Origin of the sequence: Streptomyces odonnellii (assembly GCF_000981895.1) — a bacterium.
Classification (GTDB): Bacteria; Actinomycetota; Actinomycetes; order Streptomycetales; family Streptomycetaceae; genus Streptomyces; species Streptomyces odonnellii.
This window is the reverse complement of the sequence record NZ_LATD01000256.1, coordinates 1-9,821: the sequence shown is the minus strand read 5'-3', so window position 1 is coordinate 9,821 and position 9,821 is coordinate 1. Positions and strand designations below refer to the sequence as shown.

9 protein-coding genes and 1 pseudogene are annotated in these 9,821 nt (G+C 68.5%); 7 read left to right on the top strand and 3 right to left on the bottom strand.

Translation table 11 applies throughout. The features are described from left to right. Positions 1 to 482: 482 nt before the first annotated feature. The 4 genes and pseudogenes from WH07_RS41325 to WH07_RS23115 form a co-directional block, all read left to right on the top strand. Positions 483 to 2,425 (top strand): annotated as a pseudogene (locus WH07_RS41325) (SpoIIE family protein phosphatase); the annotation flags it as partial. Between the two features lie 51 nt (positions 2,426 to 2,476). Continuing rightward, the gene (locus WH07_RS42215) at positions 2,477 to 2,881 is read left to right on the top strand and encodes an ATP-binding protein (RefSeq protein WP_408645904.1); all 405 of its coding nucleotides are present in this window, start codon (positions 2,477 to 2,479) and stop codon (positions 2,879 to 2,881) included. A 123-nt stretch (positions 2,882 to 3,004) separates the two neighbouring features. Beyond that, the gene (locus WH07_RS23120; RefSeq protein ID WP_198533872.1) at positions 3,005 to 3,928 is read left to right on the top strand and encodes an N-acyl homoserine lactonase family protein; all 924 of its coding nucleotides are present in this window, start codon (positions 3,005 to 3,007) and stop codon (positions 3,926 to 3,928) included. A gap of 122 nt (positions 3,929 to 4,050) precedes the next feature. Continuing rightward, a complete protein-coding gene (locus tag WH07_RS23115) occupies positions 4,051 to 4,509 on the top strand; it encodes a MarR family winged helix-turn-helix transcriptional regulator (RefSeq protein WP_232789025.1) in 459 nt (152 codons plus the stop codon). A gap of 451 nt (positions 4,510 to 4,960) precedes the next feature. On the opposite strand, the gene WH07_RS23110 is transcribed toward WH07_RS23115, so the two are convergent. The 3 genes from WH07_RS23110 to WH07_RS23100 all read right to left on the bottom strand — a co-directional run bounded on the left by WH07_RS23110 (position 4,961) and on the right by WH07_RS23100 (position 7,622). Next, positions 4,961 to 5,851, bottom strand: a complete 891-nt coding sequence (locus WH07_RS23110; RefSeq protein ID WP_046503310.1) for a nickel/cobalt transporter — start codon at positions 5,849 to 5,851, stop codon at positions 4,961 to 4,963. Continuing rightward, positions 5,848 to 6,654, bottom strand: coding sequence for a hypothetical protein (locus WH07_RS23105; protein WP_157877416.1), 807 nt, complete (start codon positions 6,652 to 6,654; stop codon positions 5,848 to 5,850). Before WH07_RS23105 ends, WH07_RS23110 begins: the two co-directional genes overlap by 4 nt. A 545-nt stretch (positions 6,655 to 7,199) precedes the next feature. Beyond that, complete coding sequence (locus tag WH07_RS23100) at positions 7,200 to 7,622, bottom strand: YjbQ family protein (RefSeq protein WP_046503303.1); 423 nt, start codon at positions 7,620 to 7,622, stop codon at positions 7,200 to 7,202. A 92-nt stretch (positions 7,623 to 7,714) separates the two neighbouring features. Here WH07_RS23100 and WH07_RS42210 point away from each other — a divergent pair, with 92 nt between their 5' ends. From WH07_RS42210 to WH07_RS23090, 3 genes are all read left to right on the top strand, one after another. Further along, positions 7,715 to 7,798, top strand: a complete 84-nt coding sequence (locus WH07_RS42210) for a putative leader peptide (protein WP_329223698.1) — start codon at positions 7,715 to 7,717, stop codon at positions 7,796 to 7,798. A gap of 245 nt (positions 7,799 to 8,043) precedes the next feature. Then, positions 8,044 to 8,925: an ABC transporter permease gene (locus tag WH07_RS23095; RefSeq protein WP_079023473.1), complete on the top strand. Its 882-nt coding sequence runs from the start codon at positions 8,044 to 8,046 to the stop codon at positions 8,923 to 8,925. Next, positions 8,898 to 9,668, top strand: coding sequence for an ABC transporter ATP-binding protein (locus WH07_RS23090; RefSeq protein WP_046503301.1), 771 nt, complete (start codon positions 8,898 to 8,900; stop codon positions 9,666 to 9,668). The genes WH07_RS23095 and WH07_RS23090 overlap by 28 nt, the downstream gene beginning before the upstream one ends. Positions 9,669 to 9,821 lie beyond the last annotated feature (153 nt).

Here is a 9,821-nt window from a genome sequence, read left to right as displayed (position 1 = left end):
CACCCCGGTCAAGCCCCTCCCGGGCACCCACAGGCTGTACCTGGTCTTCACGTCCCCGCAGAACAACTCGTTCGACGTGGACGCGATCGAATTCACCAGCCCATAGCCCGGAACAGCGCCACGGCACCACGACGCTGCGCTGCGTGCCCGGCAACCACCGGGCGCGCAGCGCGCTTCAGCCGGCCCGTCACCGTGTGCGAACGAGGCCGCGAGCCGCCGCACTCTCGCTCCTGCTCGCGCCTGCCCCAATCGGACGGTAGTCAGCGACAACCGGAGAGTGAAGCCGCGCAACGGCGACCCGAGGCCCAGGAGAGCCGGCGTGCGGTGACATTCTGGATGCATCCGTCAGAAGTGGTTACGGTGGAGTCCTGACCAGACCTCGACATTTCGACGAGGCCGACCGGGGCTCTCCATATACGAGGCAGTTCCTGTGTCACGGGAAATGGCTCCCGCACCACCTCCGTGGACAGAATGGTCCGGACATGCACGCAGCAGCCGCGGAATCGGGGGGAACGGGCAGGAATTCGGCAGCGAATCGCGTGGCGGTCATATCCGTCGACGCCAACGGCCGTGTGGACGGCTGGAGCCCCGAAGCCGCCGCCATTCTCGGCTACCGCGAGGACGAGGCGATAGGCCGGCCCGTACTGGACCTCGTAGCGGAGAGCCAACGCCCCGCCACGGCGGAAGGGCTCGACGCGCGCCGATGGGCTGATCGATCAGTTCTCCGGCACAAGTCGGGGACCGCTGTCCAGGTGGACATCGTATTGCGGCCGGCATTCTCGGAGGAAAGGTCCACGCTCTGGTTCATCAGTCGGCCACCTGAACTCACCTCGCACTCCGACATCGATGACATCGGTCTGCTGGCACACGCGTGGACACAATCATCCGCCGCCATCGTCGTCTGGTCTCTTGAAGTACGCATTCTGTGGGCCAATAATCGGACCTGCCAGCTTTTCGATATGGACGTCGGCCACATGCGCGGTCGACGACTCACAGAAATTCTCGCGCCCGACGAACAGCACTATGCGGTGGAGGAGGAAGTACGCCAGGCCCGCGATACCGGAGTGGCGCGGTCCATCCGGACATACGAACAGGTACCAGGCGAGAATCGGGCGCACGAGTGGGTGATCCACATAGACCCCGTCCGGGACCGGAACGGCGCCCTGGTGGCGGTCTGCTCGATGGCACGGGACAATTCCGCCGAGTTCTGGGCCCGTCAGCGGCTCACCCTCCTCGACGAGGCTCGCCGAAGCATAGGCCTCTCCCTCGATGTCGGCAGGACAGCCCGTGAGCTGACCGGTCTGTCGGTGCCCGATCTCGCCGACATCGCGATGGTTCATCTGCTGCCCCAGGCGCTCGGAACCGGCGACTCGGCCTCCGGCAGCCGACCGGCGGTACGCCTGGCCGCGATGAGCGGCCATGTCTCCGGGCAGGTCCCGGCAGGCCACCGCGCGGATCGGCAGACCATGACCACCTGGCATGTCGTGGACCGCTGCTCCCTGCTGGGCAGGGCCCTGTCGGGGCGGAGAGCCGTACGGGTCGATCTGCCCCACGAAGCGGCCACCTGGCCGGAGTTGCCATCCGGCCTTGGGCCCGACGGGCACGGAGGAGCCATCTGCGCCCCCTTGACCGCCCGGGGCACCACACTCGGTGTCGTCACATTCCTGCGGCGTGAGGTTCCGTTCGACGCCGAGGACCTGTTGCTCGTCGAGGAACTCGCCGACACCACAGCCATGTGCATCGACAACGCGCGCAACTACGAGCGTGAACACAGCACAGCCCTGGCGCTTCAGCAGAGCCTCCTCCCCCGCGAACCGCCCGCCCAGAGCGCGGTGGACGCCGCTTACGGCTACCGTCCCGCCGACCTCGCCGCAGGGGTGGGCGGAGACTGGTTCGACGTGATCCCCCTGTCCGGTGCCCGGGTGGCCCTGGTCATGGGCGATGTCGTGGGGCGCGGTGTGCGGGCGGCCGCCACCATGGGCCGACTGCGTTCGGTCGTCCGCACCCTCGCCGACATGGACCTTCAGCCGGAGGAACTGCTCACCAGCCTCGACGCCATGGTGAACCGAATGGCGCAGGAGACCAAGACCAGCGCCCCCGATCCGGAGGTGGGGGCCTCCCTCCTCTACGCGGTGTACGACCCCACCACCCGCCGATGCCGTCTTGCCCGGGCCGCGCACATGGAACCCCTGCTGGTACTGCGGACGGGACCAGTCGCCTCCTGGACCTTCCCGAAGGGCCGCCCTTGGGACTGGGCGGTCTTCCCTTCGAGTCGGTCGAGGTGGTCCTCCCCGAGGAATCCCTGCTCGTGTTCTTCACCGACGGAGTGGTGAAGTCCCGCGACCGGGATCTCGGAGAGGGAATCGCCAGACTCCAGGAATGTGTCTCCGCCGCCACCTCCTCGATCACAGCCGTCTGTGACGACATCCTGACGGCCGTACTACCTGAGAGCGCGGACGACGATGCCGCACTTCTCGTGGCACGCCCGCGCGCCCTGGACGGCGCCGACATCGCACACTGGGAGGTGCCGGCGAGCCCTTCCGCGGTCGCGGCGGCACGCGATCAGGCGAGCGAGAAGCTCAGCGCCTGGGGGCTTGACGACAGGTTGTTCGCCACGGAACTCATCGTCAGCGAGCTGGTCACCAACGCCATACGTCACGGACGTGCCCCCATCCGCCTGCGGCTCATCAAGGACCGCTCACTGATCTGCGAAGTCGCCGACGGGAGCGACACCGCACCCCATCTGCGGCGGGCCCGCTCCTTCGACGAAGGCGGCCGCGGACTCTTCCTCGTCGCGCAGTTGTCCTCCCGCTGGGGAAGCCGGCACACAGGGGAAGGAAAGATCATTTGGGCGGAGCAACAGTTGGATCCTGCCCCCTGAAGCGCGGTCCTCTGAAGCGCGGTCGCCTGAAGCACGGTCGCCTGAAGGGACGACCTCTCCAGCAGCCATGGCAACCCATCCAAAATAATTGACACGACATACATGTCGTGTCATCTTTTTCTCGTGACGACCTATGCGAACCGCGCGACCGCTCCTGTCCAGCGCATCTCCGTAGTCAGCACCGGCGAGGTGGTGATCCGCCCCGAGCACCGGGCCGCGACCCGCAAGCCGATGTACCGGTGGCCGGCCACCTCGCGGCGTTGGACCGAGCCGCTGCCGATCAACGTGTACGTGGTCGAACACCGCGACGGACTCGTACTGTTCGACACCGGCCAGGACCGCGCCTCGGTGACCGACCCGGCCTACTTCCCCGGCGGACCGGTCGGACTGATCTACCGGCGGCTCGCCCGCTTCGACATCGCGCCCCACCAGACCCTCACCGCCCAACTGGCCGCCATCGGGTACGACATCCGCGATGTCACCACCGCCGTCATCTCCCACCTGCACCAGGACCACATCGGCGGCCTGCGCGAACTGCCCCACGCCGAGATCGTGGTCAGCCGCCGTGAATGGGAGACCCTGGACGAACCGGCCCCCGAACAACGCGGGCTGCTGCGCTCCCACATCCGGATCCCCGGCCTGCGCTGGAAGCAGATCGTTCCCCAGCCGATCAACGACCCGGCCCTCGCGCCCTTCACCACCGGACACGACCTGTTCGGCGACGGCAGCATGGTTCTGGTGCCCACCCCCGGCCACACCCCGGGATCCCTGTCGATGCTCGTCCGCGGCCCCCAGCACCCGCCGCTCCTCATGGTCGGTGACGTCACCTACGACTCCGGCCTGCTCGAAGCGGGGCATGTCCCCGGCGTGGGCGAGAGGAAGCGGCTCACCGACACCACCGTGAAGATCAACGAGATGCGCCGGCGCAACCCCGGCCTGACCGTTCTGGCCGCCCACGACCCCGGCGCCGCCTCCGCCCTCGCCACTGCCACCGCTACCGCCACCGCCACCCGCGTAACCGGGCTCGCCCACGTCGCCCACGACTGAGCGGAGCGCACAGCGGCCTCGCGCCGAACCACTCCCGTACGCGGGCAAGGCCCTGGGGCCAGGGGCGGGGGCCGGGGCAGGACCGCTCCACAGAACCGGTACTGATCAGGGAGAATGCCCCCATGCCCGCCATGCGTCCTGCTGAGGAACTCCGCTACCTGATCCTGGCCGCCCAACGTGAGGGCAACCGGCAGCTCGGCCAGGCCCTGAAGCCCCTGGGAGTCACCACCTCCCAGGCAGAGGTCATCCGCGTCCTGGAAGACCGGCAGCCACTCACCCTGAACGGTCTGGGCGAACTCCTGGTCTGCGAGAGCGGCAGCCCCAGCCGCCTCGTGGACCGGCTCGTCTCCGCCGGCCTCGTCAACCGCGAAGCAGCCGCGCACGACCGCCGTCACATCGAACTCGCGCTCACCCCGTCCGGCGCAGAACTGGCCCGCCGGATCGCGGAGATCGAGGAAACCCTCTACCAGTCCATCGACACCCTGACCCACGCTCACGACACCGAACAACTCACCAATTTCCTAAGGGCTTTCGTGGCCGGCCACCCCTCCGGCCACGCCCTCGTCAAACGTACGACGTGACACCGCACCGGACCGAATGAGGCGGACCCTCGAAGGACGGTGACGGTGCCGGCGGCGCCATCACCACCGCAGCCGTGACGGCGCAACTTTGTATTCGACGGGTCGTCATAGACCTCACACCCTTGTTGCCAAAAGTTAGTTGCTGCAGCCGAGTGCGGCCTTCACGGACGCCGGCTGCGACGGCCCCGACGAATGCTGCGGGGAGGCCGACATCAGGTGCGGCGCCGCGTACTCCAGGGCCGCCGACGGTGTCGTCGTACGACGACTTGACGCTCAGCAGATCGAAGACCCCACGCAGCCCTCTTCTGCATTTCTATCGCTATTGCGACGAGCATGCAATAAAGGCGGTGTTGTGTAGCCGCGGTCGGGTACGGATCCATCACCTTTTTGCCCGTGCCGTGGACGGCATGGGCTGATCAGCGTCGTTCTCACTCGCGGTGGAGCGGAAGGGCTACGGCGACGTCGCCGTGCTGGAGGCGGGGACCAACTCGTTCCCGTCGTCCGTCAGAGTCGTGACCGCGGCGAAGATGTAGAGACAGCCCACAACCACCACCGCCGCACCGGCCAAGGCCGGGGTCCAGGTCCTCAGCCTGGCCATCGCCGTCCGGCCCCGGAACTGCCGTTCCATGACGGCGAAACCGCGGATGGTCGCCACGCCGACGGCGGTGAGGGTCAGTGCCATCCCGACGCCGAACGTGATCACGACGGCGAGGGCGCCGAGCGCACGGCCCGTCAGCAGCCCGCTGACAAAGATCAGGAACGCCGACGGTGACGGCAGCAGTCCGCCCGAAAGGGCCAGCGCCGCCAGCCCCTTGCGGGACCACGGGTTGGTCATCTCCTCCGCGTGGTGGTGATGGGAGTGGGCGGCATCGTCCCGCGACGCCGTCTCAGGGCCGTGATGTTCATGGGAATGCCTGTGCCCGTGCCCGTGGGAGTGGTCATGCCCGTGGGAGTGTCCGTGCCCATGAGCATGGCCGCGGCCACGGAGATGCCGGTACACCAGGCCCACTCCCACGATCGCGACGACCGCTCCCGCCCCGGCCTGCATCCACGCGGTTGCGGTCTTCGTACTGATCGCCGTGCTGCTGACCCCTACCCACAGCAGCGCGAGCACCAGTACGGAGAAGGTGTGCATCGTCGCGACGATCACGCCCAAGCGAGCCGCGTCCTTGTAGTTGCCCCGCGTTCCCACCAGGTAGGCGGCGGTGATGCTCTTGCCGTGGCCGGGGGCCACGGCGTGGGCGGCACCGACGCCGAGCGCGACGATCAGGGCGACCCAGAAGAGCGACCGCCCGTCGAAGAGGGCGATCAGGTGGTTGTCGAGACTTCCGGCGCCGGTCATGCGCTGCTCCTGGAACCAGTGCCGGTGTCGGCGGTTGTGACGGCTTCCGGACGTGGGCCCTGGGCGGGGACGGCCGCGGACATGGCGGGGATGCCGTTTCCCGAGTTGCGAGTGCTGCCGAACCGCGCGGCTTTGCGACGGCGCGACCGCCGGAGGACGAACAGGCCGATGGCCAGCGCCGCGACAACGGTGCCGGCAGAGAAGACCACGACCGTCCTGCGAACGCTTCCGCCGGAGGCAGTGAACTGAACGTGCCTGGTGGGCTGGGAGGATGTGAACAGTGTCTGCTGCGGTTCGGCAGGACCTTCGGAGGTGAGCATGGTCCGGTACGCCGGATGAAGGTCCGTGAGGGCGCCGATGGTCACGTCCGCCTCGACCACCGGTGCCGGGCAGTCGAAGGCCACCTGGGCTCCTCGGGCGAGGAACTCTTCCATCGCCCCGAGCACCGTCCCGTGGCAGGGGCGGCGGCCCTGACCGACAGTGATGTGTTCGAGCAGGTAGTCACGGACCGCCGTCGAGTGCTGCAGTCTCTGTTCGAAGCTCCCCCCGCTCTTCTGGCCGTCGAACACTCCGAGCGACTCGCCGAGTGTCACCCAGTCGAGCTTGTCGGTGTTCCACGCGATCACGAGGCGGGAGCCCTGGACGCTGACTTCGGCGGTGGATGGCGGACCGAACGGGTGCGCGCCGGCGGAAGGGGCGGGCCCCGCCAGGGTGGTGAGGACTGCAGCCGTCGCCCCTGCCAGCAGGACACGCGGCCGTAGCCGGACCGGAGCCCGCAGACGGGCGAGGAGTCGAGGGGACAAGGGTGCGGTTCCTTCGTGCGGCCCGGCGGGGGCGGAGCTCCGGCGCGCGTCGAGGTGGCGCTGAAACCGCACTCTGTACGACTTGCCGGACATCTTGCCGACCATCGCGTTGAGGCCAGATGAACTCGCCGAGCAGCACGCGTGCGTTGTTGGAGTGCGCGAACTCGTCGGTGCCCTCTTCAGGAACACCCGCCCGTGCCGGGCCAGACTCGTTCGCGACGGCAAGGTGGGGCCGACCGGATCCGTCGGATGCCGGGCGGGGAAACGGTCCTTGAAGGGGGACTTACCGCACCGTTGCTGAGCATTACAAGCGGCGAGCCGGTCGACCCCGCCGATCCCAATACTCTCGCAGAGTATGCGTTGTTGCAATTAGTTCGCAATAACGAGGTCGGGGGGCGATCATGGTGCACCCCGTACAGCAGGCACCTGCCGCAACTGCCGTAGGGGCGTCGTTCGATCATGTTCAGGTCCGTACCGCGCAGGGTCTCTCCGTTTCGGACACGCAAGGTACGGAGATTTCACGGCCACCCCCCGGATGATCTCGCTCAGCCCAGGAAGCTCAACCGGACCTGACGGTTCGGGTTGTCCCCGTTCGTGTCCACCAGGCACACCGACTGCCACGTGCCCAGGGACAGCCTGCCGCCGATGACCGGGAGTGTGGCGTGTGGCGGTAGCAGCGCCGGGAGTACGTGGTCTCTGCCGTGGCCCGGGGTGCCGTGGCGGTGTTGCCAGGGGGTGGTGGGCGGCAGGAGGGACTGGAGGGCGGCGAGCAGGTCGTCGTCGCTGCCCGCGCCGGTTTCGATGAGGGCCAGGCCGGCGGTGGCGTGCGGGACGAAGACATTGAGCAGGCCGTCGCGGCCCGCGGCCGTCCGCTGGAGGAATTCCTCGCAGGCGTGGGTCAGATCGGTCACCGCCTCGTGCGTGCCGGTCGTGATGTTCAGGATTCTGGTGGTGAACGCGTCGGACATACGGACATCCTCTCGCCCGGCCCTCGGAATTGCCCGTCCGCGTGCCGAGACACCATTGACCGGATCCGGAAACGCTCGCTACGTTCGGCGCCATGTTGCGTTCAGCTCTGCTCACCACGCGCGGTCATATCGACCTGCTGCGGGTGGCGTCCGCCGCGTGTTGTCGCGGCCGCTGATCCTTTCCGGCGCCCGTGTGCCGGTGTGACCTCGTGTCCGCGTGACCTCGTGATCTCGCATCTGCGTGAACACGCGTCCGCGTGACCTGGCACACCTGTCGTTCTTTCCGCCGGTGGCGTCCCGGCTTCCTTCTCGGATGAGTGCCGTAAGCCCCTGACCGTGTGACTCGGCAGTGCCGCCGCACACGGCCGTCGAGGCGCGCCCTTCTTCATTTCCGCGCTCTTTCGCCCCCCGTGGAGCTGTTATGACTCTCGGCCACGCCCCACCCGACATTTCCCCCTTGCCCAAGAACTCGACGTCCAAGAATCCGTCGCCCGACCTGGAGCCCATCACCCCCGCGTCGCTGCCCGGCTCGCTTCGGCGTTCGGTACCCCGGTGGCTGCGGCGCACCGTCGGGCCGGTGCTCCTGCTGCTCGGCTGGCAGGTGCTCAGCGCGACCGGGGTCCTGCACGAGGACATCCTCGCCTCGCCAGGCACCATCGCCCGGGCCGCGGGCGATCTGATCGCCGACGGCACCCTGCCCGCCGCCATGGGTGTCTCGCTCCAGCGTGTCGCGGTCGGACTGCTGCTCGGCGGGGTGATCGGTATCTCGCTGGCCCTGGTCTCGGGACTCTCGCGGCTCGGTGAGGACCTGGTCGACGCGACCGTACAGATGCTGCGCACCGTGCCCTGGGTCGGGCTGATCCCGCTCTTCATCATCTGGCTGGGCATCGGCGAAGCGCCCAAGATCGCGCTCATCGCGCTCGGTGTCGCCTTCCACCTCTATCTCAATGTGTACGCGGGCATCCGCGGGGTGGACGAGCAACTCATCGAGGCCGGGCAGTCGTTGGGACTCGGCCGCTGGGGGCTGATCCGGCATGTCGTCCTGCCGGGCGCGCTGCCCGGCGCGATGACCGGTCTGCGGTACTCGCTCGCCACCGCCTGGCTCGCGCTCGTCTTCGGCGAGTCCATCAACGCCGACGCCGGTATCGGCTTTCTGATGAACCAGGCCCGGGAGTTCTTCCGTACCGATGTGATCGTCGTCTGCCTGGTCGTCTACGCCTTTCTCGGGCTGCTCGCCGATGCCGTCGTCCGCACTCTCGAAAGGCTGCTGCTGCAATGGCGACCGACCTTCACGGGCCAGTGAGCCCGCGCCCCGCCGCCTCCGCCCGGGACGGAGCCGCGGTACGGGTCGAAGGGCTGACCCGGGCCTTCGATGGACGTCCGGTGATCGACAAGCTCGATCTGACGCTGTGGCCCGGGGAGTTCACGGTGCTGCTCGGCCGCAGCGGCTGCGGCAAATCGACCCTGCTGCGGGTGCTCGCGGGCCTCGACCGCGATATCGAGGGCACGGTGCTCGTACCGAAACGGCGCGCGGTCGCCTTCCAGGCGCCCCGGCTGATGCCGTGGAAACGGGTCTGGCGCAATGTGCTGCTCGGTCTGGACGGCAAGCCTCAACGGGCGGTCGCCGAGAGCGCGTTGGAGGAGGTCGGGCTGAGCCATCGCTCCGGTGCCTGGCCCAAGACGCTGTCGGGCGGCGAGGCCCAGCGCGCGTCGCTCGCGCGGGCGCTCGTACGGGAACCCGATCTGCTGCTGCTCGACGAGCCGTTCGGCGCGCTGGACGCGCTGACCCGGCTCAACGCGCAGCGTCTGGTGGCCGAGTTGTGGCAGCGGCGCGGCTGCGCGGTACTGCTGGTCACGCATGACGTGGAGGAGGCGCTGCTGCTCGCGGACCGGGCGCTGGTGATGCGGGACGGCGTCATCGCGTACGAGACGGAGGTCGCGCTGGACCGTCCGCGCTCCGTGGGCGATCCGGGTTTCGCCGCGCTGCGCTCGCGGCTGCTCAGCGAACTCGGTGTCGACGAACCGGCCGCGGACGCCGCCGCCTGAGCCCACCCAGATGGCGTCCGAGCCCGTCTGGACGCCGCTTGAGCCCACCCAGATGCCGCCCGAGCCCGTCTGAACGCCGCTTGAGCCCACCGGGACGCCGTCCGAGCATGCCCGGTCGGCTTCCACTGCCGCCCCGCCCGCCCCGTACCGAAC

Bases quoted from the DNA above. Each gene is read 5' to 3' on its own strand.
- WH07_RS23100 (WP_046503303.1), bottom strand. From the start codon at position 7,622: ATGTCCGACGCGTTCACCACCAGAATCCTGAACATCACGACCGGCACG.
- WH07_RS42210 (WP_329223698.1), top strand. From the start codon at position 7,715: ATGTTGCGTTCAGCTCTGCTCACCACGCGCGGTCATATCGACCTGCTG.
- WH07_RS23115 (WP_232789025.1), top strand. From the start codon at position 4,051: ATGCCCGCCATGCGTCCTGCTGAGGAACTCCGCTACCTGATCCTGGCC.
- WH07_RS23095 (WP_079023473.1), top strand. From the start codon at position 8,044: ATGACTCTCGGCCACGCCCCACCCGACATTTCCCCCTTGCCCAAGAAC.
- WH07_RS23110 (WP_046503310.1), bottom strand. From the start codon at position 5,851: ATGACCGGCGCCGGAAGTCTCGACAACCACCTGATCGCCCTCTTCGAC.
- WH07_RS23090 (WP_046503301.1), top strand. From the start codon at position 8,898: ATGGCGACCGACCTTCACGGGCCAGTGAGCCCGCGCCCCGCCGCCTCC.